The sequence below is a fragment of the Paraburkholderia mimosarum LMG 23256 = NBRC 106338 genome, from assembly GCF_000739815.1.
Classification (GTDB): domain Bacteria; phylum Pseudomonadota; class Gammaproteobacteria; order Burkholderiales; family Burkholderiaceae; genus Paraburkholderia; species Paraburkholderia mimosarum.
The window spans coordinates 16,003-39,417 of record NZ_BBJJ01000053.1; the positions used below are offsets into that span (position 1 = coordinate 16,003).

Annotated in this window: 22 protein-coding genes; 11 read left to right on the forward strand and 11 right to left on the reverse strand. The window is 65.0% G+C overall.

The features are described from left to right. Positions 1-145 precede the first annotated feature (145 nt). A complete protein-coding gene (locus BMI01S_RS27315; protein ID WP_036046223.1) occupies positions 146-877 on the forward strand; it encodes a GntR family transcriptional regulator in 732 nt (243 codons plus the stop codon). A 21-nt stretch (positions 878-898) separates the two neighbouring features. Here BMI01S_RS27315 and BMI01S_RS27320 read toward each other — a convergent pair whose 3' ends face one another. Then, positions 899-1,852, reverse strand: coding sequence for a LysR family transcriptional regulator (locus BMI01S_RS27320; RefSeq protein WP_244145343.1), 954 nt, complete (start codon positions 1,850-1,852; stop codon positions 899-901). A 125-nt stretch (positions 1,853-1,977) separates the two neighbouring features. Further along, positions 1,978-3,696 carry a tetratricopeptide repeat protein gene (locus BMI01S_RS27325; protein WP_051381510.1) on the reverse strand — a complete coding sequence of 573 codons (1,719 nt, stop codon included), beginning with the start codon at positions 3,694-3,696 and terminating at the stop codon, positions 1,978-1,980. Positions 3,697-4,130: 434 nt separating this feature from the next. Between BMI01S_RS27325 and BMI01S_RS27330 the strand changes: the two genes are divergently transcribed. The 5 genes from BMI01S_RS27330 (at position 4,131) to BMI01S_RS27350 (ending at position 9,549) form a co-directional block, all read left to right on the forward strand. Further along, positions 4,131-5,321, forward strand: coding sequence for a M20 aminoacylase family protein (locus tag BMI01S_RS27330; protein ID WP_028232156.1), 1,191 nt, complete (start codon positions 4,131-4,133; stop codon positions 5,319-5,321). Continuing rightward, on the forward strand, positions 5,318-6,622 hold the full coding sequence (locus BMI01S_RS27335; RefSeq protein WP_028232157.1) for an MFS transporter: 1,305 nt from the start codon (positions 5,318-5,320) through the stop codon (positions 6,620-6,622). The genes BMI01S_RS27330 and BMI01S_RS27335 overlap by 4 nt, the downstream gene beginning before the upstream one ends. Before the next feature lie 147 nt (positions 6,623-6,769). Continuing rightward, positions 6,770-7,747, forward strand: coding sequence for a bifunctional helix-turn-helix transcriptional regulator/GNAT family N-acetyltransferase (locus BMI01S_RS27340; RefSeq protein WP_028232158.1), 978 nt, complete (start codon positions 6,770-6,772; stop codon positions 7,745-7,747). Between the two features lie 349 nt (positions 7,748-8,096). Continuing rightward, the gene (locus BMI01S_RS27345) at positions 8,097-8,708 is read left to right on the forward strand and encodes a LysE family translocator (RefSeq protein WP_028232159.1); all 612 of its coding nucleotides are present in this window, start codon (positions 8,097-8,099) and stop codon (positions 8,706-8,708) included. A gap of 16 nt (positions 8,709-8,724) precedes the next feature. Beyond that, positions 8,725-9,549: an alpha/beta hydrolase family protein gene (locus tag BMI01S_RS27350; RefSeq protein ID WP_306303739.1), complete on the forward strand. Its 825-nt coding sequence runs from the start codon at positions 8,725-8,727 to the stop codon at positions 9,547-9,549. A 608-nt stretch (positions 9,550-10,157) separates the two neighbouring features. Here the strand turns inward: BMI01S_RS27350 and BMI01S_RS27355 are convergent. Further along, on the reverse strand, positions 10,158-10,448 hold the full coding sequence (locus BMI01S_RS27355) for a hypothetical protein (protein WP_028213476.1): 291 nt from the start codon (positions 10,446-10,448) through the stop codon (positions 10,158-10,160). Positions 10,449-10,603: 155 nt separating this feature from the next. Between BMI01S_RS27355 and BMI01S_RS27360 the strand changes: the two genes are divergently transcribed. After that, positions 10,604-10,996 carry a DUF3175 domain-containing protein gene (locus tag BMI01S_RS27360; RefSeq protein WP_028232161.1) on the forward strand — a complete coding sequence of 131 codons (393 nt, stop codon included), beginning with the start codon at positions 10,604-10,606 and terminating at the stop codon, positions 10,994-10,996. A gap of 9 nt (positions 10,997-11,005) precedes the next feature. On the opposite strand, the gene BMI01S_RS27365 is transcribed toward BMI01S_RS27360, so the two are convergent. The 3 genes from BMI01S_RS27365 to BMI01S_RS27375 form a co-directional block, all read right to left on the reverse strand. Next, entirely contained in the window at positions 11,006-11,317 is a 312-nt protein-coding gene (locus tag BMI01S_RS27365; RefSeq protein WP_028232162.1) for a high-potential iron-sulfur protein, read from the reverse strand. A gap of 192 nt (positions 11,318-11,509) precedes the next feature. Further along, positions 11,510-12,523 carry a zinc-dependent alcohol dehydrogenase family protein gene (locus BMI01S_RS27370; protein WP_028232163.1) on the reverse strand — a complete coding sequence of 338 codons (1,014 nt, stop codon included), beginning with the start codon at positions 12,521-12,523 and terminating at the stop codon, positions 11,510-11,512. A 508-nt stretch (positions 12,524-13,031) separates the two neighbouring features. Further along, the gene (locus tag BMI01S_RS27375; protein ID WP_154671366.1) at positions 13,032-13,523 is read right to left on the reverse strand and encodes a hypothetical protein; all 492 of its coding nucleotides are present in this window, start codon (positions 13,521-13,523) and stop codon (positions 13,032-13,034) included. A gap of 261 nt (positions 13,524-13,784) precedes the next feature. On the opposite strand from BMI01S_RS27375, the gene BMI01S_RS27380 reads away from it, so the two are divergent. From BMI01S_RS27380 to BMI01S_RS27390, 3 genes are all read left to right on the forward strand, one after another. Continuing rightward, on the forward strand, positions 13,785-14,675 hold the full coding sequence (locus BMI01S_RS27380) for a LysR substrate-binding domain-containing protein (protein ID WP_028213481.1): 891 nt from the start codon (positions 13,785-13,787) through the stop codon (positions 14,673-14,675). 154 nt (positions 14,676-14,829) lie between these two features. Beyond that, complete coding sequence (locus BMI01S_RS27385) at positions 14,830-15,984, forward strand: pyridoxal phosphate-dependent aminotransferase (RefSeq protein WP_028213482.1); 1,155 nt, start codon at positions 14,830-14,832, stop codon at positions 15,982-15,984. 71 nt (positions 15,985-16,055) lie between these two features. Beyond that, positions 16,056-16,844 (forward strand): ABC transporter substrate-binding protein, encoded by a 789-nt coding sequence (locus tag BMI01S_RS27390; RefSeq protein WP_028232164.1) that lies wholly within the window; start codon positions 16,056-16,058, stop codon positions 16,842-16,844. A 51-nt stretch (positions 16,845-16,895) separates the two neighbouring features. Here BMI01S_RS27390 and BMI01S_RS27395 read toward each other — a convergent pair whose 3' ends face one another. The 3 genes from BMI01S_RS27395 to BMI01S_RS27405 all read right to left on the reverse strand — a co-directional run bounded on the left by BMI01S_RS27395 (position 16,896) and on the right by BMI01S_RS27405 (position 20,844). After that, a complete protein-coding gene (locus BMI01S_RS27395) occupies positions 16,896-18,218 on the reverse strand; it encodes an MFS transporter (protein ID WP_028232165.1) in 1,323 nt (440 codons plus the stop codon). A 150-nt stretch (positions 18,219-18,368) separates the two neighbouring features. Further along, positions 18,369-19,907: a bifunctional 3-(3-hydroxy-phenyl)propionate/3-hydroxycinnamic acid hydroxylase MhpA gene (gene mhpA / locus BMI01S_RS27400; RefSeq protein WP_028232166.1), complete on the reverse strand. Its 1,539-nt coding sequence runs from the start codon at positions 19,905-19,907 to the stop codon at positions 18,369-18,371. An 85-nt stretch (positions 19,908-19,992) separates the two neighbouring features. Continuing rightward, a complete protein-coding gene (locus BMI01S_RS27405) occupies positions 19,993-20,844 on the reverse strand; it encodes a fumarylacetoacetate hydrolase family protein (protein WP_028213486.1) in 852 nt (283 codons plus the stop codon). A 140-nt stretch (positions 20,845-20,984) separates the two neighbouring features. On the opposite strand from BMI01S_RS27405, the gene BMI01S_RS27410 reads away from it, so the two are divergent. Continuing rightward, on the forward strand, positions 20,985-21,563 hold the full coding sequence (locus BMI01S_RS27410) for a VOC family protein (protein WP_036019944.1): 579 nt from the start codon (positions 20,985-20,987) through the stop codon (positions 21,561-21,563). 79 nt (positions 21,564-21,642) lie between these two features. Here BMI01S_RS27410 and BMI01S_RS27415 read toward each other — a convergent pair whose 3' ends face one another. Both BMI01S_RS27415 and phbB read right to left on the reverse strand, forming a co-directional pair. After that, positions 21,643-22,398 carry an IclR family transcriptional regulator gene (locus BMI01S_RS27415; protein ID WP_028232167.1) on the reverse strand — a complete coding sequence of 252 codons (756 nt, stop codon included), beginning with the start codon at positions 22,396-22,398 and terminating at the stop codon, positions 21,643-21,645. Positions 22,399-22,628: 230 nt separating this feature from the next. After that, the gene (gene phbB / locus BMI01S_RS27420; protein WP_036046229.1) at positions 22,629-23,372 is read right to left on the reverse strand and encodes an acetoacetyl-CoA reductase; all 744 of its coding nucleotides are present in this window, start codon (positions 23,370-23,372) and stop codon (positions 22,629-22,631) included. Positions 23,373-23,415 lie beyond the last annotated feature (43 nt).

The window sequence follows — 23,415 nt, forward strand, 5'->3', positions numbered from 1 at the left end:
GAATTTTGCATGCAAAAAACTATAATCCGATCAGCCAACGCGTACACAGACAATTCCGATGTGGTTTACCCCAAGCGCTGTCGCCCTCGTTGAAGTTCTGTCCCTCAGCTAAAATTCGGTGAAAATCGATGGCATTGCCTTTTGTATGCAAAATCCGAACCTGAAACCCGCTGTCGCGAGCCCGGCAATCGCCCCGGAGCTACCGCCCATTGCGCGCCAGCAACTCCACGACACGGTCGTCGACCATCTGCGGCGGTTCATCGTGGAAGGCGTCCTGGAGCCCGGCCGCAAGCTCAACGAACGCGAACTGTGCGAGACCTTGGGCATTTCGCGCACGCCGCTGCGCGAGGCGCTGAAAGTGCTCGCGTCCGAAGGGCTGATCGAGATTTCGCCCAACCGCGGCGCATCGGTCTCCAGGATGTCGGAGGCGGAACTGCGCGAGACGTTCGAACTCATGAGCGGGCTCGAAGCGTTTTCGGGGGAGCTTGCCTGCGAGCGGATCACCGAAGCCGAGATCGCCGAGATCAAGGCATTGCATTACGCCATGCTCGCCTGCCGCGCGCAGAACGACCTGGCCGGCTATTACAGCCGCAATCAGGCGATTCACGACAAGATCAACGAAGCGGCGCGCAACTCGGCGCTGCGGCAGACCTATATCGCGGTGAACCGCCGCCTGCAGGCGCTGCGGTTTCGCTCGAACTTCGAGACGCCCAAGTGGGACCGCGCGATCCGCGAGCACACGCAGATGCTGGAGGCGCTCGACGCGCGCGACGGCAAGCGGCTCGCCGCAATTTTGCGCCAGCATCTGCTCGCCAAACGCGACGCAGTCCTGAGGATTGGAGAATCGCAGGCCGCGCACGATCAGCAGGACAATTGATTCGCTGCGCGCGCAACGATCTTACTTCGTGGCCGTTTCCAGAAAGCTCTGCGCGAGCTGCTTTCTCAGGTGATCGGCGGCTGGGGAAAGCCTGCGGCCCACGCGCGTGACCATCTGGCTCGAAAAGCCCGCCGCGATCGGATGATCGATCGGCACGGCCACCAGTTCGCCCAGGTCGATGCCGCGGCGCGCCGTGATCGACGACATGAACGCCACGCCGAGCCCGGCGGCCGCGAGCGTCTGCGCGGTGTTGAAGAGATCGACGCGATAGGCGGGAATCACGTTCAGGCGCGCGTCGTCGAACAGCGACTGCACGAAGTGCTGCACGCCGAACGCTTCGGTCATGAAAATGAGGCGCTCACTGGCGAGTTCGGCGGGCGGCACCTTCTGCATCTTCGCAAAACGGTGCGACGGCGCCGTGAGCGCGCAAAGCGGGCGCGACGCGAACGGATGAATGCGCAAGGCGGGGTCGTCTGCGGTGCGCGTGCACAGGCCGATATCGACCATGTCGTCGCGCACGAGGGAAAGCACGACGGGCGTCGGCCCCGACCGGATCTCGACGAGAATGTCCGGATACGTCATCGAAAAACGCTGCAGGGCACGCGCGACCAGGTTGCCGATGAAACCCTCGCCCACGCCGAGCGCCACGCGCCCGCGCTTCAGATGCCGGTACTCTTCCAGCCGCGCCGCCAGATCGCGCTGACGACGCTGGCCGTCGCGATAGTGATCCACGAGCAGCTGGCCGATCTCGGTCACCACCACGTTGCGCCCACGACGTTCGATCAGCGAAAAGCGCAGCCGCCGCTCCAGCGCGGCCACCTGGCGGCTGATCACCGAGGCATTGATGCCCAGTGCCTCCGCGGCCATGCGCACGCCTCCGGCCGCGGCGATCTCGGCGAGATAGCGCAGCGGCCGCTCGCCGATGTCCTCGATCACGCCTTGCGGCGCGCCCTCATGCTCTCCCTTTCCCCGCACTGCACCGCTCCCTTTTGTTGGCTCGCCGTTGATCCTGTCAGTCAAGGCCGCCGGCGAAAAGACCGATTGTGGGCTTACCGCGTGCCGGTACACGGTAAGCCGGTTCGTTGGAATCTCCCGCGATCTTACAGGTCGGCGTCAGCGGCCGGATTACCACGCCCCGACACCCTGCGCAGCAGTTCGACTGGCGCCTGGCCGGTCGTCTGCGCCGAGATCGCGGGTGCCGCACGCGCCGCGATGATCTTCGCATGGCTGTCGCCGGGGAGCTTCGGGAGCGTTCTATCGCGCAGGATCGCATCCGGATCGCGACAGACAGCCTGCTGACTTGCGTCACGCTGGAATGCGGTGTATTTGAGGCGGCCTTTGCCGCTGGGCGGGGAATCCATCGACGCATCGTTGCATCCCCATGCTTCGCTGAGCGAGCGCACCATGCCCATTTTGCAGCGAGGTTGTTGCCTCGTAATCCGCTCCTTGACGCTCAGAAAAGCGGTGTCGTGCATCGCGACCAGCCGCTCATACGCGCGCCCCGCCGTGTCCAGATTCAGGGCGACCGCATCACGGTAAGCTTTGCGCGCATCTTCGGCGTCGTTCGCCTCCGAGGCTTCCAGCCATGCGGGACGACGATCGGCGGACGTCAGCCGCGCCGGCATAGCCGCGTCGCCCCGATTCGGGAAATCAACTTCCCGATAGTTTGGAGTGAGACGCGGTAGCCTCAGCGCGTCGCCTCGATTCACATAGGCTTCCTGATAACCCGGATCCAGTTCGATTGCAAGCTGGAGCATATCCAGCGCATCCCTGCGATAGTCGTGCAAGGCAGAGGTTCCAGCGGAGGCCCGCAGCCCGGCGTCGCTCTGCGCAGTGGCCAGCGCCAGCCAGGAACGGGCGAGCGCGTTGTAGCCGGCGGCATAGCGGGGGTTGAGCGTCACCGCCTGCTGCAGTACATCGGCGGCCTCTTCGTAGCAACCGAGATCGTTGAGCGCCACGCCCCAGCTGTAGTACGCCCATGGCTTGGCGGTAACCCAGTTGGGATCTGACTCGCTGCGCTCCACAATCTGCCGGGCGTGACGGATTGCGCCCGCCAGGTTGTGGTCGAACACATCGAGCTTGGCGAGCGCGAGATGCGCCCATGCCGCGTTCGCCACCCCATGCTTGTCATCGCTTTCTCGGGCAGCCATCCGTTCATAAAGCTCGCGCACTTTCCGAAAATCGCAGGCGAGGCCGTGTTCGATGCATCGCAACTGCTCCGTCTGCGTGAGATAGCCCGCGTAAGTCAGCGGGCTTTGGCGATTCAGGATTTCCTTTGCGGCGTTACGCATCACGTCCCTGAGAGCGTTGGTTTCCGCTGCAAGATGGCGTGCTTGTCCGCTACCGGATTCCCCCCTGGAAACCGCCACTCCGGGACTGGAGAGATCGAAGGACAGCACATCGCCGTGTGATTCGCGCAACGTGACCATCACCGAAAAGACGGCTGTCGACCCCGTCACGCTCGCGGATACCGAGGCATCTTTTTCCAGCAGGGATCGCGCATACTCGACCAGCGGACGCACCGAAGAACCCGTCCCAGGGATGGGGATATCCGGGAGTTCGAGCCCGGAAGCCACCACGTTGTCCGAAGACCTTGGCGTGACGGATCTGGCCACGCCGCGCAACTCGTCGAACGTATCGACCAATATGTGCTGCAGTTCCTCTTCCGAGTAGCCGCGTTCCTTGAATTGCTGCGACAGGTAAATCGGCTCGATGAGTGTCTCGGGTCCGCGCACGAATACTTCATAGGCGAAGAGGCACAGCCCGACCCCCGCAAGCAGAGCGATGCCCGCATTCTTGATATGGGCAAGCAAATTCATTTCGGTCTCCTGAAGCGCGCCTCGACGAACGGGGATACCGCCATCCGGTGTGGTGGATGTTTCAGTCGGCGCGACGGGGCTTTCGCATTGTCCGTGCCAGCGCCCGCAACGCCTTGCGGGACGGGCGAGACAAGCTTTAGCGCCGGCGCTCGCGCAGTCCGTCTGTCGGTCTTGCGGCGACGGTTCTTCGGAACAATGTTGGCTGCATACCATCAGAAAAGCGCTGGGTCCGTGGCGCGGCATCGCTGTCCGTGCATCGTCCGAAACGTGGCTCCAAGACGTCCGGACATCAAGGGGGCAGCGCCGTCGCCGAACGTTGACCTATAGTCAACGTTTTCAGTGCATTTCAGTCATGGGTCGAGTTTTTCGACGGTGCAATACTCGGCGCTTGTCTTTTCCCTCACACCCTGTTCGAAATACAAGGAGCCCCCTTCGTGAGCCCTCGCCGCTACTGCGAAGTCGCCGACCTGGCCTACGCCCGCCCCGAACTCGACGAGATTCGCCATCACATCCACAAGCACCCCGAACTGTCATACGAGGAAGCGAACACGTCGCGTTTCGTTGCAGGCAAGCTCGAAGCCTGGGGCTACGAGGTCACGCGCAACGTAGGCGGGCATGGTGTCGTGGCGTCGCTCAAGGTGGGCACGGGCACGCGTACGGTGGGGGTGCGCGCCGATATGGACGCGCTGCCCATCCAGGAGCTGACCGGCCTCGACTACGCGAGCGTTCACGACGGCAAGATGCACGCGTGCGGCCACGACGGCCATACGACGGTCCTGCTCGGCGCGGCGCGCCAGCTCGCGAAGACGCGCAATTTCGACGGCACCGTGCACCTGATCTTCCAACCCGCCGAAGAAGCGGGCGCCGACAGCGGCGCCGAGCGCATGCTCGCCGACGGCCTGTTCGCGCGCTTTCCGTGCGACGCCATTTTCGGGCTGCATAACCATCCGGGCGTGCCTGCCGGCACGTTCGGCTTTCGCGCCGGTCCGCTCATGGCCGCGTGCGACACCGTCAAGCTGCGCGTTCACGGTCGCGGCGGCCACGCGGCGCGCCCGCATCTGGCTATCGATCCGGTACTGGTGGGCAGCAGCATCGTTATGGCCTTGCAGTCGGTGGTGTCGCGCAACGTCGATCCCAATGAAGCGGCGGTCGTGACCGTCGGCGCGTTCCGCTCGGGCCACGCGCCAAACGTGATTCCCGAAGACGCCGTGCTGGAAATGAGCGTGCGTTCGTTCTCGCCCGAGGTGCGCGCCACGCTCGAAGCGCGCATTCGCGCGATCGTCGACGCGCAGGCGCGCAGCTACGGCGCGACGGTGGAGATCGACTTCATCCGCGGCTATCCGGTGCTCATCAACAGCGAAGCCGAAACCGAATTCGCCCGCCAGGTGGCCGAGGAGCTGGTCGGGCCCGAGCACGTCATCGCGCCGTTTCCACCCATTGCAGGCAGCGAGGACTTCGCGCACTACCTGCAGCAGCGCCCCGGTTGTTTCGTACGCCTTGGCAATGGCGAAGGCAAGCCGATGCTGCACAACGCACGCTACGACTTCAACGACGAAAACCTGACGATCGGCGCCGCCTTCTGGACGCGTCTCGTCGAACGCTTCCTCGACAAGGACCGCGCATGAACGCCACGACCGAAACGCTTCTCAAAGCGGCCGAAGCCGCCCCGCTCGCACCCGGCGAGCAGCGCAAGATCGTCCTTGCGGCCGTCATCGGCAACCTGCTCGAATTCTTCGACTTCACTGTCTATAGCTATTTCGCGCTGACGATCGGCCATCAGTTCTTTCCGGCCGACAGCCAGGTCACGTCGCTGCTGCTCGCCTTCGCCGTCTTCGCGGTGGGCTTCGTCATGCGGCCGCTCGGCGGCATCGTGCTCGGCCGTTACGCGGACCGCGCAGGCCGCAAGCCGGCGCTCACGCTCACCATCCTGCTGATGGCGGTGGGCTCGGCGTCCATTGGGCTCGCGCCCACCTATGCGCAGATCGGTCTTGCCGCACCCGTGCTGATCGTCGTGGCCCGCCTCGTGCAGGGCTTCGCGCAAGGCGGCGAGTTCGGCGCGGCAACGGCCACGCTGCTGGAAATGGGCGGCCAGGCAAGCCGCGGCTTTCGTGCAAGCTGGCAGCTCGCGAGCCAGGGCGCGGCAGCGCTGCTCGGTTCGGGCCTGGCCGCGAGTCTCGGCTTTCTGATTTCCGCCGAGACGATGCACAGCTGGGGCTGGCGCGTTCCGTTCCTGCTCGGCACGCTGATCGCGCCCGTCGGCATCTATCTGCGCCGGCACATTCGCGAGGAGCGGCCAGCGCAGCGCGTCGTGGCGGACCGCAACGATCCGAAGCGCGGCTTGTACGTGCGCAACTGGTTCCTCACGATCTTCGCGATCATGGGCATGTCGGTTTCGACGTACGTGATGATGTACTACATGCCGACCTACTGCATCCAATACCTGGGACTGCCACCTAAAATGTCGATCCTCGCGGGCGTGGCGTCGAGCACGATCTCGCTCGTGATGTGCCCGATTTACGGCGCGTGGTCGGACCGCATGGGCCGTCGCAAGCCGCTCACAGTGATCGGCCGCATCGCACTGATTCTGCTGCTCTATCCGGCGTTCTGGATCATGACGCATTTTCCGTCGCTGCCGGTCGTGCTCGCCGCGCTCATCGCGCTCATGCTCTGCTACACGATGGGCTCGGCGCCCGCTTACGCGCTGATGCCGGAGAACTTTCCGAAGCATCTGCGGGCGGGTTACATGTCGAGCGCCTATGCGATTTCCGTCTCGGTGTTCGGGGGCACGGCACAGCTCGTGGCCGGCTGGCTCATCCACGTGACAGGCAGCAAGATGGCGCCCGCGTGGTACATGATCGGCTGCGTGCTGATCTCGCTCATTGCCGTTTCGATGTTCGAGGAAACGGGCAACAAAGTGATCGATTGAGCACGCCGCGATAGCGACGCCTGCGCGCCTGGGTGGCCTGGGGTTAAGCATTTGCCGCCCTTGCACAATCCGCCAACCGCACCTATATTGGTTGCGAAGCGCAACCATCAGCGGTTCGCGCCTGCGTGCGGCCAGGCGGAGAGCATCATGGATTATGTCGACATACCCGTACAACCCCGCGAAACGACGATCCTGGAGTTGCGCGAGTTCTCCCGCAGGCTTGTGCGCGAGCTGGGCTTCATGCGCTCGACGCTCGCGGACAGCGATCTCGCCCCCTCCGCCGTGCACGCCATCATCGAGATCGGCGCCCAGCCGGGCATCAACGCGAAGGCGCTCGGCGACATCCTGCGGCTCGACAAGTCGAACACGAGCCGCCAGGTCGCGCGGCTCCAGGCGGCCGGCTTGGTCAAACGCAAGACAGCGGATGACGACGCGCGTTCCTCCGAGCTGTACCTGAGCGCCGCGGGCCAGAAGCTGCGCGCGAGGATCGACCGCTTCGCGACCGACCAGGTTTCCAATGCGCTGCGGCGTCTCGTGCCCGCCGACCAGCAGACGCTCGTGCGCGCGCTGGCGCTCTACGCCGACGCGCTCGCGCACGACAACCCCAACGCGACCCGCGAGGCCGCGCAAACGGCGGGCGTGCAGATCGTCGAGGGCTATCTGCCCGGCTGCATCGGTGACATCGCCAGCCTGCACGCGCGCTTTTACGCGGCGAACTGGGGCTTCGGCGCGTTCTTCGAGAAAAAGGTGGCAACGGAACTGGCGCAATTCGCGGGCGCGTTACCCGCCGAAGGCAAGGCCCTGTGGCTCGCCGTGGAACGGGGGCGCGTACTGGCTTCGCTCGCCATCGACGGCCACGCCGACCAGGTCTGCGACGCGGCGCATCTGCGCTGGTTCATCGTCGACGATTCGTTGCGCGGCACCGGCATCGGCCGGCAGCTGATGACGAACGCCATGCGGTTCGTCGATGCGCGCTACGGCGAGACTTATCTGTGGACGTTCAAGGGCCTCGACGCCGCGCGCCACCTGTACGAATCATTCGGCTTCCGCTTCGATGAGGAATCCGAAGGACATCAGTGGGGCACGAAGGTCACTGAGCAGCGCTTCGTGCGACCGAGGCCCTGACAGGCTCGTCCGGCCGTGAAGGCTACCGCCATGCTGAGTCCTTCGCCGTGCATCGCTTGTCGAGCAGATCGTGGAACGGCTTGTTGACGAGACGTCGACGCTCGGCGAACAGCGCGACGTTCATTCGCGTCTTCATCCAGTCGCCCCTTCGCACGCAATGCCCCGAGCGCATAGACAGAGGCCCGCCAGCCGCTAGAGACTGCACCAGCGTCTTGCCCGCCAATCACGATATCGAGCTGAGGGGCGTCGACGAGCTTCGGCACGCGCAGTTCGAACGGGCTCGGGTAAGATGGGAGCCTCGCTGGCGCCTTGACCTCTAACGCCTTCACCCAGCCGCGGATCCACCATCGTGAACTATTTCAATGTCCTGCTCGCCCTTTCGGGCGTCCTGCTGCTGAGCGTCGCCAGCCCTGGACCGAACTTCGTCATCGTCACTTCGACAGCCGTGGCTTCGCGGCGCGCGGGCCTCGCGACCGGCCTTGGCCTCGCCGCGGCCTCGGGCACGTGGGCATGGATCGCCATGGCAGGGCTGAGCCTGATCGTCGCCCATGTCGCCTGGATTGGCGTGGTGTTGCGCATTGCGGGTGCGAGCTACCTGATCTGGCTCGGCGCCAGAATGCTCATGAGCGCGCGCGAACCCATGCAGGTTGCGGCGCAAGCGGGCGCATCGGGCTGGGCCGCCGCGAAAATGGGCTATGTCGTCAGCATGACGAATCCCAAGGCGATTGCGTTCTACGGCAGCATCTTCGCGTTGATGGTCCCCGCCGCCGCGCCGCGTTGGCTGGAGGTGGCCGTCGTCGTGATCGCCGTCCTCATTTCGTGCGCCTGGTATTGCACGATGGCCCTCCTCGCCTCGCACCCCGCCGTGCGTGCGTTTCTTGTTCGGCGCAAGGCCGCGCTCGACTCGGCCGTGGGCGTCGTGCTGATCGCGCTCGGCGGCCGCATGCTCGCGGGCCGCTGAGTTTCGCGCTGCGGCCGTGATCCGACGGATACGTTCCCGGTCGCTGCACGACGCGCTGCTGGCCTTCGTGCTCGCCGCCTTCAGCCTGCTCGTTCACGCGCAAACGGCCCCGAGGGTCGTCGACATTCCCACGCGGCCCGGCGTCACGCAACGGTTTCTTTTCATCGTGCCTGCGGCGCCAAAGGCGGCCGCCATTCTTTACGCGGGCGGGCACGGCGGACTGCAACTGGACCCGCAGGGCAACTTTGGCTGGGGCGCCAACAACTTCCTCGTGCGCTCGCGCATGCTGTTCGTGAACGACGGCGTTGCCGTGGCCGTCATCGACGCGCCGAGCGACCGTCAATCGCCACCCTGGCTGAACGGTTTTCGCCCCACGCCCGAGCACACCGCGGACGCACGCGCCGTAATCGCATGGTTGCGCGAGCAACTACATGTGCCGGTGTGGCTCGTGGGCACGAGCCGCGGCACGCAGTCCGCAGCGGCTATCGCCATTGCGCTCGCGAACGACGCAAGCCCCGGCAGCGGACCGGACGGCATCGTGCTCAGCTCGACCATCCTGCGCGACAACCGGGGCGGCGATCCGGTTACGGGCATGAATCTCGCGGCGCTGAAGATTCCCGTGCTCGTGGTCCATCACAAGGACGACGCCTGCAAGTTCTGCCCCGTTTCCGAAACGGACACGCTGATGCAAAAGCTCACGCAATCACCGAGAACGAGGCTGACGCTCGTTTCCGGAGGCGCCTCGCACGGCGACCCGTGTGAGGCGTTCGCGTATCACGGCTTCAATGGCATGGAAAGCGACGTCGTGCAGAGCATCACCGCGTGGATGCTGGCGCCGTGAGCGCGTTCACACGCATCGACATTTTGAGACGCGTCGCGTGATGCACGCCCGCTGTGTCGAAAAATCGGCACGACTATCAGATGTCTCTGTGCGGTGGGCTTCGCCTCGAACGCGCTAACTGCGCTTTCTCCGCACTGGCGCGCTGTTGTGCCCGAACGAGCCCGGCGGCTCTGCGCGCCCGTGGCTGCCCAGCGGCACTTCCGCCGTCTGTTCCGGGTGCGGGCCGCCCTCGCGCGGCATGGACTCCGGCCGCGGCTCAGGTTGATCGAAGCTGCCGGGCGCACCCCGTGCGGGCTTTTCGCGAGCGGGTTGCTTGGCGACTTCGTCGCCGGGTTTAGAGGAATCGTCTGGACGTGGATTTTGCGTTGAAAGACCCATACTTTGCTCCTTGAATGGCCTATGTGTGCGCGCCTCGCTTCGCACTGCTTTTCCTTTAATCCATCCCTCGTGTGCGAGAATTGCAATTGCAATTGCAATTGCAATTGCACACGCGCTGGTTGTAATTCTTCTAGCCTGCGTCCCGCAGGACCGCCGCTTCGATGCGCGCACATGAACCCGCTGCGTCGTGCGCTTTCGCTGTTGCCCCCCGCTGTTGCCCGCTGTTTCCCCTATTCCCGGTACGCCGCCATGACGATCCACATATCGCGTTCGCCGTTGCTCACTTCGGCAGCGAGCGCATAGGGGTCGTACGGGCTGCAGGCGTTCTGGAGCGCCTTACGCGCCTGCTCCGTGTTGTCGTACTCCCGTTTCTCCATCGGGCGCACTTCGTCCCGACCCTCAAACATCTTCTGATCCTTGCGGTAGATGAGCGTCTCTTTTTTCCATTCGCGAAAGCATTCGCGCACGTGCTGAAAATCGCCGCCGCAAATATTGATCTCGTAGCGTGGTGTTGACTTCATGATCGCCTCCCTTTGCAGGTTCTGCGCGTATGCGAAGGGTGTTCTCGCGGCATTGCGCAGTGCACAACAACCCCGTCGCATCGCGCGTGCCTCCCCGGCGCGGCGAGCGGGGAATCGCGCTTGCGCAACGAGTGAATCGTCACGTGGGAGAGGTCATGAGCACGAATCAGCATCCGTCCGCGCGCCGCAAAAGCGGCCGCCCGGCGCGACAGCGCCATGCCCGCACCAGCGCCGCGAAAGCGCGCACGAAGAGCGGTCACAAGAATGGTGCATCGAGCAACCGCTGGTCGAAACACGTCAACGAGACGAGCGACGCCATGGATATCGAGTCCGGCGTGTTCAAGTCGGGAAGCGCCGAGACCATCGCCCGTTCGCTCAAGGAGTCGTCGCTGCGCAGCCGCCGGCGCAAGGGCACGCCGTTTCAGTCGGCCATGTCGATGCTGAACTTCTATATCAACCGCGCAGGCAGAAACTTGCCCAAATCGCAGCGCGACACGCTTGAGAAGGCCAAAGGGAAGTTACGGGAAGCCTTTGGCCGCAAGCCCTGAGTCCAGGCGTCAGGCTTTCTTCACGTAGGCGTTGCACCAGCCTTTTGCATCGACGAGCTTGCCGCCGTAAATCGTGCACGGGCCATTCGCGGCGCCGGGTTTGCCCTGAAACAGCTGGCAGTTTCCGCAGGCCTGCCCCGCCTGAAAACGCGGAAACTTCGTCTTGTCGACCTGGCTCGCGTCGGTTTTGTAGCCGAGCGACATCGCGGTCGGATCGCTCTCGGAGAGCACCGCCGCGTCGGCGCGCGATTCGTTGGAGAGCACCGCCGTGGAAGCCACGGATGCGGCAATCATCATGAAGCGACGACGGGAAATCGGCATGGTGAGTCTCCTCAATAGGGAAGGTACCCCGGCTCTCGCGCTTGTCGAACTTGCCGGCGCCTTGCCGTGCACGTACTGTTCATATAATGCTGCGATGCGTCGCAAAGCAAGGAGGCGAAATCCCCAACTTAATTAGCAAGGCGAATCAATCTATTCGCACGCGCCATCATCACCCGCGAGAGCGGTGCTGCCTTACCACGCCGCGCAGATCTTGCCGAAATGCGCCCCGGCCTGCTGATGGGCGAACGCATCGGCCAGCTCGTCGAGACCGAAGGTGCGGTCCAGCACCGGACGGATGCCGGCCTGATCGAGCGCCGCGACATACTCCTGCTGCTGGCGGCGGCTCCCGACGATCAAGCCCTGCAAACGCGCCTGCTTCGCCATGAGGACCGAGGTCGGCACCGTGCCTTCGCGCCCGGTCAGCACGCCGATCAGCGCGATATGGCCACCCACGCGCACGGCGTCGATCGACTGCGCGAGCGTGCCCGGCCCACCCACTTCGACCACATGATCCACGCCCTTCCCGCCCGTCATGTCGCGAACGAGTGCGCCCCACTTCTCGTGCTGCCGGTAGTTGACCACCTGGTCGGCGCCCAGCGCTTTCGCTCGCGCAAGCTTCTCGTCCGACGATGATGTCACGATGACCGAGGCACCCATCATCCGCGCGATCTGCACGGCGGCGATCGACACGCCCCCGGTGCCCAGCGTCAACACGGTGTCGCCTGCCTTGAGGCCGCCGTCGGCCACCAGCGCGCGCCATGCCGTGAGGCCCGCCGTCGTGATGGTGGCCGCCTCGGCGTGCGTCCAGCCGCGCGGCGCGAGCGTGAATGCACTCGCGGGGCGCACGGCGTGCAAGGTCGCGAAGCCGTCCGCGCCGTCGCCGGGCGTCTGGGTGAAATTGCCCACTGCCTGCCACGGCGCGCCGTCCGCCCACTGTGGAAAGAAGCAGGACACCACGTGATCGCCGCGCTTGAACTCCGTCACGCCCGCACCGACCGCCGAGACGACGCCCGCCCCATCCGACATCAGTACGCGAGCGTCCGCCGTGGGGATCGCGCCATTGGCCACCAGCAGGTCGTGAAAGTTGAGCGACGTGGCGTGAAGCTCCACCCGGATCTCGCCGGCGCCGGGCGCGCCGGGCTCGGCGATGTCGCGAATCTCGATGCGGTTCAGACCGCCCGGCGCACGCACCACGGCGGCCTTCATTGCCGTGCTCCCTGCGCCCGGCGCGCGGCGCAAGGTTCAGCGACGGCGACTTCATCGGCGCAGACGTTGCCGGTAGTGCCGGCCAAGTCGTCTTCGGGCCAGAAAATCTCGTTCATGTTCGTTCCCTTTCGATGCTGACAGTTCAGGTTCGGTAGACACGAGAATCATGCGGATCAGCTGAAAAAATCCTGTCGCGACTCGCTATTTCGGTCATGAACACGTTCATAGCCAGAACCGCTCGATCCGAACCTATCGAGGGCGTTCGCCTTGCTCGGCGAACGCAACCTTACGCGCGCCGCGCGATGCACTGAGTCTCGCTCACGTCGCAGGCGGCGGCGAGCGCGATGCTGACTCGTCGATGCGACAGTTTCCGCGATCCGGCCGCGCCGCGCTCGCAACGTGCCAATGTGCCGACGGAACGTGCGCCGGTCATGCCTATGTGGGAGGAAGCTTAGCCGCGTGACGGACGAGGCGCTGTTGACTAGCCGGCGAAGCGAGAAAGAAATCTTCAGCAGGACGGGCTGCCGTTGGCCGTGCAGAACGCCGCGGGCGCGCCCGCGATCAGCGGCAGCGGCGTGACCGGGCGCGGTGGAGGGGGCGGAATCGTCACGGCCCCGCACCACGAAGTGTGGCTGTGCCCCACGCTGGGCAGGCACGGCGCATGACGCTCGCGCAGTTCCTCGGCGGCTTGCTCATTGCGTTCGTTGAGTTCGCGCGCCTCGAGCGCGGGCCGCAGTTGATCCTCCAGCCAGGACGCGAATGTGATGACGCAGCCCGTCGCGACGGCCAGCAAGAACAGCCGGGACTTGTGCTCGCGCAGCGTTTTGAGCACGCGCAGCGCGCGGCCCGTGCGGGCAGCGTCGCGCGTCGTACCCGTGTGGCCGCCCGCGGCCGGCGCATCGGCGCACGCGCGCACGCGCCCTGCGACAGGTGCCTGCTCCTGAACTTGTATCCTTGTCGCGGCCCGCACCGCCGCTCCTTCGATGATTCTCGTTGCCACTGTCTTTTCGTCTTGCTCTTGTGATTGCACCTGGCCCGCGTCGAGGCATACGGGTTAACGGCAAGACAAAGCAATACGAAAGGGGCCACGCGAAATTATTTCCGGCGCAAGCGTCACGGCAGCCCGCGCGATTGGCGTCGCGCAACGGTCGAAGCGGCGCGTGGCAGCACCGTAGCCGCCGTCAGGCCGGGGCGGCCGTCGTATCATAGCGGCTCGATTTCCGCCGGACGCGAGCACGCGAGCGTCCCTTCAACGACCGCCATGAGACGCCTTCCCCCGCTCAACGCCCTGCAGATTTTCGAAACGGTTGCCCGCTACGGCAGCTTCACGCGCGCGGCCGAGCACCTCTGCCTCACGCAAGGCGCCGTGAGCCGGCAAATTCTCGCGCTCGAGCAGTACTACGGCCTGCCGCTCTTTCGCCGCTCGTCGAGAGGCCTCACGCTCACCGCAGAGGGCGAGCAGTTGCTGCCGGCCGTGCGCGACGGGTTCGGCCGCATCGAGGAAGCCTCGCAACGTCTCACGCGCCAGCGCACCGAACTGGCGCTCAAGGTGCCGACCTGCGTGATGCGCTGGATGCTGCCTCGCATCATGCGCTTCCAGAACGAACACCCCGATCTGCAGATCCAGATCACGACCACGTGGGGCCATGAAGTCGACTTCCAGGCGGAACCCTTCGACGCGGCGATCATCTACGGTTCGTCGCCCGGCGCCGACGTGCACGCCGTGCCGCTCTTCGACGAATACCTCACGCCCGTCTGCACGCCCGAGGTGCTCTCGCGCCGCCCGCTCGCAACGGCCGACGACCTGGTCCATCAGACCTTGCTGCACCCCACCCGCGACCACGCCGACTGGCGCCTGTGGCTCGCGCACGCCGGCGCGAACCACGTCGACGCCAATCTCGGCCCCACGTTCGAATCGCTCGACCTGGCGGCCACTGCTGCCATGCAGGGCTTCGGCGTCGCCATCACCGACCGCACGCTCGTGCGCGAGGACGTCGAGGCGAGGCGGCTCGTCATGCCGTTCGACCTCGCCGTGCCAACGGGCTCGCGATACTGGTTCGTCTACCCGGAGTGCGTGGCCCAGCAGCAGAAGGTGCAGTTGTTCAGCGCGTGGATGGAGCGGGACCGCACCGCGACCCCAGAGCCGTCATGAGAACTGCGCATGGCGGGCATGAGAATTAATCGATTGCGCGCGGGCCGCACTTTCGGCGTAATGGGCCGCTGCGCGCGAGGCTCGACACCGGGCCGGCTGCGACCCTCGCGCCCGTAAGTCAAGCGGCCGCGCGCCGCCCGAAGGGAGACCGAACATGCAGAGCGCCGCCCAGGCCCGCTCCAAGCTGCCCGACGTGGGCACGACGATTTTCACGGTGATCGGCCAACTGGCCGCCGAACATCAGGCGCTGAACCTCTCGCAAGGCGCACCCAATTTCGACCCGAGCGCGAAGCTCGTGGAAGACGTGGCCGCCGCCATGCGCGCGGGCCACAACCAGTACGCTCCCATGGCGGGCCTCGGCGCATTGCGCGAGGCCCTCGCGGCAAAGTTCGAAACGCTCCACGGCGCGCGCTACGACCCGGCGAGCGAAGTGACCGTACTCGCAAGCGCGAGCGAAGGTCTGTACGCCACCATCAGCGCGCTCGTGCATCCCGGCGACGAAGTGATCTACTTCGAACCCGCGTTCGACAGCTATGCGCCCATCGTGCGCCTGCAAGGCGCGAAGCCCGTGGCGATCAAGCTCGCACAGCCGGACTTCCGGGTGGACTGGGACGCGGTGAGCGAGGCCATCACGCCGCGCACGCGCATGATCATCGTGAACACGCCGCACAACCCCACGGCCACCATCTTCGGCGAGAACGACATCGCGCGGCTCACGGCGCTCACGCGCAACACCGATATCGTCGTTCTCTCCGACGAAGTGTACGAACACGTAGTGTTCGACGGCGCCCCGCACCGAAGCATGGCGCGCTACCGCGAGCTGGCCGAGCGCAGCGTGATCGTCTCGTCGTTCGGCAAGTCGTACCACGTCACGGGCTGGCGTGTGGGCTACTGCCTCGCGCCTGCCGCGCTGATGGACGAGATCCGCAAGGTCCACCAGTTCATGGTGTTTTCCGCGGACACCCCCATGCAATACGCGTTCGCGCAGGCGCTCGCCGAACCGCAGAGCTATCTCGGCCTTTCGGCGTTCTACCAGCACAAGCGCGACCTGCTCGCGCGCGCGCTGGAACCCGCGCGCTTCGAGTTGCTGCCGAGCGAAGGCAGCTTCTTCATGCTCGCGCGCTTCCGGTCGTTCTCGGACGAGCGCGACAGCGACTTCGTGCTGCGGCTCATTCGCGACGCCCGGGTGGCAACGATTCCGCTTTCGGCGTTCTACACCGACGGCACCGACGAAGGCGTGATCCGCCTGAGCTTTGCCAAGGATGACGAAACATTGCTCGAAGGCGCGCGCCGCCTTTGCGCGATCTGAAGCAGGGCAGGATCCACGACGCGTCACCTTCATTCGCAACACAAGCAAACCACACGGCAAGGAGATTTTCCATGAAGCGACTCAAGGCGCTCTTCGCGCTGGCATGCGTGTACGGCGTACTGGTCCCGGCATCGGCATTCGCGGATGCGAAAGTGCTGCGCTTCGGCGTCGAGGCGCAGTACCCGCCATTCGAGACCAAGGCAGCGGACGGCACCCTGCAAGGCTTCGACATCGACATCGGCAATGCCGTATGCGCGAAAACGCAGATGACCTGCAAATGGGTCGAAACCTCGTTCGACGGGTTGATTCCAGCGCTGCAGGGGCGCAAGTTCGACGCCATCAATTCGGCCATGAACGCCACCGAAAAGCGCCGCGAAGCCATCGATTTCACGACCGTGATCTATCGCGTGCCGAGCCGTCTGATCGCACGCAGCGACAGCGGCCTCGTGGCCACCGGCGCATCGCTCAAGGGCAAGCGCGTGGGCGTGCTGCAGTCGTCGATTCAGGAAACCTACGCGAAAGTGCATTGGGAGCCGGCCGGCGTGACCGTCGTGCCCTACCAGGACCAGAACCAGATCTACGCCGATCTTGGCGCGGGTCGCCTCGACGCGACGCTCGTGCTCGCGCCCGCGGGCCAGAAGGGCTTTCTTTCGCAGCCCGAAGGAAAAGGTTTCGCATTCGTCGGCGAGGCGGTGCACGACGACAAGATTCTCGGCAGCGGCGTGGCCTTCGGCATTCGCAAGGGCGACGACGCCTTGCGCAAGAGCCTGAACGCCGCCATCGAACAGCTCCAGTCCGATGGCACGGTCGCGTCGCTCGCGCGCAAATACTTCGGCGATATCGACGTGACGCCGAAGTAAGCCACCGCGAAGCGGTTGCGAACTTCGAGCGCCGCAAGCACTACCGCTTGCCTAACCTGCTGCCGCGGCGCGGCGCTCCACGCGAGAGCGCCACGACGCGTGCAGCCCGAGGTTCGCCACGAGCGCGATCGACGCCGAACCGATCACGTACCACGCCGGCGCGGCGGGCGATCCGCTGATCCGCACGAAGGCCGCGCACAAGAGCGGCGCAAAGCCGCTGAACACGACCACCGAAACGTTGTACGCCAGCGCAATGCCGCTAAAGCGCACCTGCACCGGAAACAGATCGGCGAGCACCGAAGCCCACGTGCCGCTCGCAAGCGAGAACACCAGCGCGGCAAGCACGAACAGCACGACGACGTTCACGCTGTGTGCCGCGAGCGCCGTGTAGAACGGCCAGGCGAGCGCAACGAGCAGCACGCATGAAAGGCGCAGCAAATAACGGCGCGGCACGAAGTCGCCCGCCCAGGCCGCGGCGAGCAGCCCCACCGAACTCACGAGCAGGTACGCGTTCTGCGCGATCGCGGCATCACGCGGCGCGTAGTGCAGCGTCTCGATCAGATACGCGGGCATATGCCCGTAAAGCACGCCGTTGAAGCCCGCCATCACCGCAACCGAGAGCGCGCCGCTCACCACCGCGCCGCGATGATGCCGCAACGTCTCGCGAAACGGCTGCTTCACCACGGCGCCGTGCATCTGTTTGAACTCGGGAGATTCGTCGAGCTTGCGCCGCAGCAAGTATGAAACGATTCCGCAAAGACCGCCCACGAGGAAGGCAATGCGCCAGCCGTAGCTCGCGGCATCGGCGGGCGCGAGCGCGGACTGGACGACGAGATTCACGATCGTCGCGAGCAACACGCCCGTATTGATCGCGCAGACGATCACGCCCGCTGCGAGGCCGGCGCGACGCGGCGCCGCCTCCACCGCGTAGGTGATCGCGCCGGGCATCTCGCCTCCCACGCAAAAGCCTTGCAGCACGCGCAAACCGATCAGCGCGATGGGCGCGGCGATGCCCCAGTGCGCGTAATTGGGCAACAGACCGATGCAGATCGTCGCCAGCGTGACCACGACAATCGAGCCTACGAACACGGGCCGACGGCCCACACGGTCGCCGAGGCTGCTGAGCACGATGCCGCCGAGCGGCCGGATGATATAGCCGATAGCGAGCACCGAGAACGTGAGCAGCGTGCTCACGAGCGGATCGCTGGCCGGGAAGAACTGCGCCGCGATGGCGTGCGCGAAAAAGCCGTAAATGACGAAGTCGTAGAACTCCAGCGAGCCGCCCAGGCTCGCGATCAGAATCATCTTCCATTGCGCGCGAGTCAGGCCTGGCGCGGCGGCGGGCAACGCTGGCAGGGAGGGGGTCGTCTCCATCTGTGTCTCCTTGATAAGGGATAGGGCGGCGCGTGTGCCTTGGTTAGCGGATCTGCGTCCAGCGCCTGCGCTTCGAGAATGCTTCGATCATCTTCGCTTACATCGGGCCCGGCGGCCGCCAGGGCGACGGCTGACCGCCCGGCAATCGGGTCAAGCTGCGGCAGCCTCACGCGGCTGCATGCGCGCAACGCCTGCACGGTCGAGCAGCGCTTCCAGCTCGTTCGCATCGTGCGCCACGCCGGCGACATAGCGGTCGGGCCGCAACAGCACGGCGCGTGCGCCCGCGTCTGCGAGCCAGGCCCGCAGCACATCGCACGTGGCCGGCACGACCGCCACGCGCTCGCCCTGAGCTTCCGAAAGCGCGTCTTGCGCACGACGGGCCAACGCTTCATCGGCTAGCAGTGCGAAGCGATAGCCCACGCGATCGTCGAAACGCGAACCATCTTCGAGCAGGGGCTGCGGTCCGATCTGGCCTCCAGCGGCGCCCGCATGCCAACCGGGCCCCAGACGCGGCTGCGGCGTGCGGAACTCGCGAATCGCCGCAGTCATCTCGCGATCTCGCGCGGCAACGGTGTCGCTGTCGGTCGCCTGGATCACGCCGCCCAGCTGCACCGCCGTTTCGATGAACGTGCGCACGTGCGGCTCGCGCTCGCTCTCGTAGGTGTCGAGCAGCGTATCGGGCAGTACGCCGTCGATCACGTCGGCGAGCTTCCACGCGAGGTTCGCGGCGTCGCGTATGCCGGCCGCCATGCCCTGCCCCATGAACGGCGGCGTCTGGTGCGCGGCGTCGCCCGCGATCAGCAGCCTGCCGCGGCGCCAGCCCTGCGCGATCACCGAATGGAACGTGTAGATGGCCGAGCGTTCGAGTTGCGCGTCCTCCGGTGTGATCCAGCGCGCGAGGCGCTCCCAGATCCATGCGTGCGTGCCGATGAGGCGCTCGTCGTCGCCGGGCATCACCATGATTTCCCAGCGGCGGCGGTTATGCGGCCCGCGCGTGTAGGTGGTCGGGCGAGCGGGGTCACAGTACTGGATCGAGTAGTCGCCCAGATCGGCGCGCTCGCGCTCGAGCAGCACGTCCACCACGACCCAGCGCTCGTGCGATTTCAGATCGGCCAGCTCCGTGCCGATGAAGCGGCGCACCGTCGAGCGCGCACCATCGCAGCCCACCACGTAGCGCGCCGTCGTTTGCGCTAGACGCCCTTGCGCGGTGTCTTCGAAGCGGATACGCACGTGGCCGTCGCATTCGTCGAGTGCGAACACCTCGTGACGCAGGCGCACATCGGCTGCGCCGCGCTCGCAAAGTTGCGCGCGCAACGCACGTTCGAGATCCGGCTGATGAAACTTGTAACTCGCGCACCAGCCCTGCGGGCCAATGCCGCCCGGACGGCTCCAGTCGATCATGAGCTCGCCGCGCGCGTTTACGAACTTCATGCCCGGCCCGACGAAGAGATCGGGCAGCAGCGCCTGCGCGACACCAGCGGTCTGGAACACCCGCATGCACTCGCCGTCGAAGTGCACCGCGCGCGGCAGTTGAAATACGTCCTTGTCGCGCTCGAACACCACCACGCTCATACCGCGCAGCGCGAGCAGATTGGCGAGCGTCGCACCGGTCGGCCCGAAGCCGACGATCGCGACGTCGTAATCGGGCGCCGGTCTCTGTGGAACCGATTCGCATACCGAATTAATCACGATGTCCCTCCTTCCATTCACCTGATACGTAGTCAATGCGTGAAAGACTGCGCGGCCCGCCAAATTGGGGGCCGCGCTCCACGCCTCATGCTTCGTCCGCGACCGGATTCGTCAGCGTGCCGATACAATCCACCTCGACTTCCACCACGTCGCCCTGCTTCATGAAGAGCGGCGGATTGCGCTTCGCACCCACGCCACCGGGCGTGCCGGTCACGATCACGTCGCCGGGGAAAAGTGGCGTGAAAGTGGAGAGATACGCGATCTGCTTCGCGATGCCATGAATCAGCATCTCCGTGGTCGCGCGCTGCACCTCCTGACCGTTCAGGCGCGTGACGAGCGTCATCAGCGCGTTCGGCTCGATCTCGTCACTCGTGACCATCCACGGGCCGAACGCGCCCGTGCGGTAGAAGTTCTTGCCGGGCCCCCATTGGCCCGTGTGGCGCTGCCAGTCGCGAATCGAGCCGTCGTTGTAGCAGCTGTAACCCGCGATATGGCGCCACGCATCGGCCTCGGCAATGCGACGGCCGCCCTCGCCGATGATCACGGCAATCTCGCCTTCATAGTCGAACTGGGTGGACTCGCGCGGGCGCAGCATCGGCTGCCCGGCGCCCACCTGCGAAGCCGGCAGACGCATGAAGATGACGGGCTGCTCGGTGGTTTCGCGATTGGTCTCCTTCACGTGCTCGGCGTAGTTCAGGCCCACGCAGAAGATCTGCTGCGGATTCGGAATGACCGGCTCCAGCGTGACCTCGGCGAGCGGATAGTCCCCCTTGCCTTCGCTCGCTGCGAGCTGTGCTTCGGCCAGCGCGCCCGCGGCGATCAGCGACTTGAGGTCCGCATAACGGCCGCCCAGGCGCTTCTTGAGGTCGAATACCGCGCCGTCGCGCACGACGCCGAACGACGAACCTTCATGGGTGGAAAAGCTGGCGAGTTTCATGTTGCTCCGCTGATAAAGAGTGAGTTCTTGATGGGGTCGAGACGCGCATTTTCTTGTGCGTTTATCGTATATTGAGAATACACTACGTAAAACACGCCTCACAACCTGATTTTTGTCGGGGTTTATCACTAGGAGACAGCATGAATCTGCCGAAATCTGAACAAACCGCGAAGCGAACCGGCCTCGCGCTCAGCCATATGGGCTTCTTCGTGAGCGACATGGCGAAGCTCGAAGACTTCTATACGCGGGTACTCGAATTCACGGTAACGGATCGTGGCACGCTGCCCTCGCCGCGCGGCACCGTCAGCCTTGTCTTTCTGAGCCGCGATCCCAAGGTGCATCACCAGATCGTGCTGGCGAGCGGCAGGCCCGAGCAGTTGGCGTTCAACCCGATCAACCAGATTTCACTGGAGGCGGACAGCCTCGCCACGCTCAAGCACTTTCACCGGCGCTTCGTGGAGGAAGGGATGGAGGAGATCGTTCCCGTCACGCACGGCAACGCCATTTCGTTCTATGCGCGCGATCCGGAAGGCAACCGGCTGGAGATATTCATCGACACACCGTGGTACGTGGACCAGCCGATGCGCGTGAGCGTGGACTTCACGCTGCCCGACGAGGCGTTGCTGGCCGAAGTCGAGCGCCATGCACGCACGTTGCCGGGCTTCCGGCCGCGCGCGGTGTGGGAGAGGGAGATGGCGGCGCGTATGGGGTTGGCGTGACGAGGTGGCGTGACGCCATCGCGTGACGCCATGCGCCCTCGCGCCCTCGCGCCCTCGCGCCCTCGCGCCCTCGCGCTGCTCAGGATTCGATCAGTGCGCGCACGCGCGTGGAGATCCGCGCCGCGGCGTCCTTCACGGCCTCGACCACGCGTTCGAGGTTGAAGAACGCCAGACGATGCTCGGGCACGACGAGCGCGAGCGCCGCCACGGCTTCGCCCGATGCATCGGTGAAGAGCGGCGAGGCGACGGCCGACATGCCCGCTTCGAGTTCGCCCTTCGAGAGATAGAAGCCCGCGCGGCGGATCTTGAGCAGGCTCGCACGAAATTCTTCGAGTGAAGTGCCGAGCCCGCTCGTGGCGATGTCTTCCGGGTACTGTTCGAACAGCGCGGCAAGCTTCGCCTTGGGAAACGTGGAGAGAATGGCCTTGGGCGCGGCGCCGAGAAATAGCGGACGCGGACGGCCTCGTCCATAGCGCAGATCGAACGCCGCGTCGTGGGTTTCGCGGTGCGTATCGACAAGCTCGTTGCCATACCAGCGCGACATGACGGCATCGAAACCGGACTGCTCGACGAGCTCGCGCATGATCGGCTGCCCCGCTTTGAGCAGCGGATCGGAAATGCGCAGATGGTAGTCGAGCGTGATGATGCGTGGCCCCAAACCGTATTCGCCGCCCACGAATCGCAACAGCATGCCGGTATCGACCAGCTCACGCAGATAGCGGTAAGCGGTCGGCACGGAGCATTGCAGTTCGGCCGCCACCTGTTCGGCGGAAAGAAAAGGCCGCGCCTCGGAAAAGAGTTCGAGGATGGACAGCAGTTTCGCAATGCTCGACAAAGGCCGGTCTCCGCTCACGTCTTGGGGTGGCCAATTATAGCGGCGCGCTTGCGCGCCATCGCGCCCCGAGAATCTGGCGGCGCCATGCAAAAACCGCCGCAGGGGCGGCCTACGCTTTGTGCGTGGCCCCCTTGCGGCGGTCGGCATGACTTACCGGCTCCTATGCGCAGCGCGTCCTCAGACGAAATTTGCCTGACATCATGGATGCGCGACGCATCTGCGGCATAGCGTCACTGCATATGCTGGCCGCCATTGATAGGAATATTTGCGCCCGTCACGAAGCCTGCCTCGTCCGAGCACAGAAAAAGCACCAGAGCCGCGACTTCGCCCGGATTGCCAAGACGGCCCATCGGAATCTGCGGCAGGATCTTGGTGTCGAGAATGTCCTGCGGAATGGCGGTCACCATTTTCGTGGCGAGATAACCCGGCGAAATGGTGTTCACGGTCACGCCCTTGCGCGCCACTTCCAGCGCCAGCGACTTCGTGAAGCCGTGCATGCCGGCCTTCGCGGCCGCATAGTTGGTTTGACCGACCGAACCCTTCGAGCCGTTCACCGACGAAATATTGATGATGCGGCCCCACTGCCGCTCGACCATGCCGTCGCACAGCGGCTTCGAGATATTGAAGATCGAGTCGAGGTTGGTGCGCAGCACGGCGTCCCAGTTGACCTTGTCGAGCTTGCGGAACGTCATGTCGCGCGTAATGCCCGCGTTGTTCACGAGAATATCGACAGGCCCGATCTCGCTCTGGATCTTCGCCGCGCCGCGCTGGCACGAGTCGTAATCGGCCACGTCCATGCCATATGCATGAAACTCGCGGTCCGTTTCTTTCATCCGGGCGAGCCAGTCCTTCGCCCCGGCGTTATCCGGCGAATGCGTCACGACAACGCAATAGCCCGCATCGTGAAGCTTCACGCTGATGGCCTCGCCAAGGCCCCCCATGCCGCCCGTTACCAATGCAATACGATTAGTCATCCTATATACCTGCGAGAGATCTATTTAAAAGAATTTGTGGCAT

Bases quoted from the DNA above. Each gene is read 5' to 3' on its own strand.
- BMI01S_RS27315 (WP_036046223.1), top strand. From the start codon at position 146: ATGCAAAATCCGAACCTGAAACCCGCTGTCGCGAGCCCGGCAATCGCC.
- BMI01S_RS27325 (WP_051381510.1), bottom strand. From the start codon at position 3,696: ATGAATTTGCTTGCCCATATCAAGAATGCGGGCATCGCTCTGCTTGCG.
- BMI01S_RS27335 (WP_028232157.1), top strand. From the start codon at position 5,318: ATGAACGCCACGACCGAAACGCTTCTCAAAGCGGCCGAAGCCGCCCCG.
- BMI01S_RS27340 (WP_028232158.1), top strand. From the start codon at position 6,770: ATGGATTATGTCGACATACCCGTACAACCCCGCGAAACGACGATCCTG.
- BMI01S_RS27355 (WP_028213476.1), bottom strand. From the start codon at position 10,448: ATGAAGTCAACACCACGCTACGAGATCAATATTTGCGGCGGCGATTTT.
- BMI01S_RS27360 (WP_028232161.1), top strand. From the start codon at position 10,604: ATGAGCACGAATCAGCATCCGTCCGCGCGCCGCAAAAGCGGCCGCCCG.
- BMI01S_RS27365 (WP_028232162.1), bottom strand. From the start codon at position 11,317: ATGCCGATTTCCCGTCGTCGCTTCATGATGATTGCCGCATCCGTGGCT.
- BMI01S_RS27370 (WP_028232163.1), bottom strand. From the start codon at position 12,523: ATGAAGGCCGCCGTGGTGCGTGCGCCGGGCGGTCTGAACCGCATCGAG.
- BMI01S_RS27380 (WP_028213481.1), top strand. From the start codon at position 13,785: ATGAGACGCCTTCCCCCGCTCAACGCCCTGCAGATTTTCGAAACGGTT.
- BMI01S_RS27385 (WP_028213482.1), top strand. From the start codon at position 14,830: ATGCAGAGCGCCGCCCAGGCCCGCTCCAAGCTGCCCGACGTGGGCACG.
- BMI01S_RS27390 (WP_028232164.1), top strand. From the start codon at position 16,056: ATGAAGCGACTCAAGGCGCTCTTCGCGCTGGCATGCGTGTACGGCGTA.
- BMI01S_RS27395 (WP_028232165.1), bottom strand. From the start codon at position 18,218: ATGGAGACGACCCCCTCCCTGCCAGCGTTGCCCGCCGCCGCGCCAGGC.
- BMI01S_RS27405 (WP_028213486.1), bottom strand. From the start codon at position 20,844: ATGAAACTCGCCAGCTTTTCCACCCATGAAGGTTCGTCGTTCGGCGTC.
- BMI01S_RS27410 (WP_036019944.1), top strand. From the start codon at position 20,985: ATGAATCTGCCGAAATCTGAACAAACCGCGAAGCGAACCGGCCTCGCG.
- phbB (WP_036046229.1), bottom strand. From the start codon at position 23,372: ATGACTAATCGTATTGCATTGGTAACGGGCGGCATGGGGGGCCTTGGC.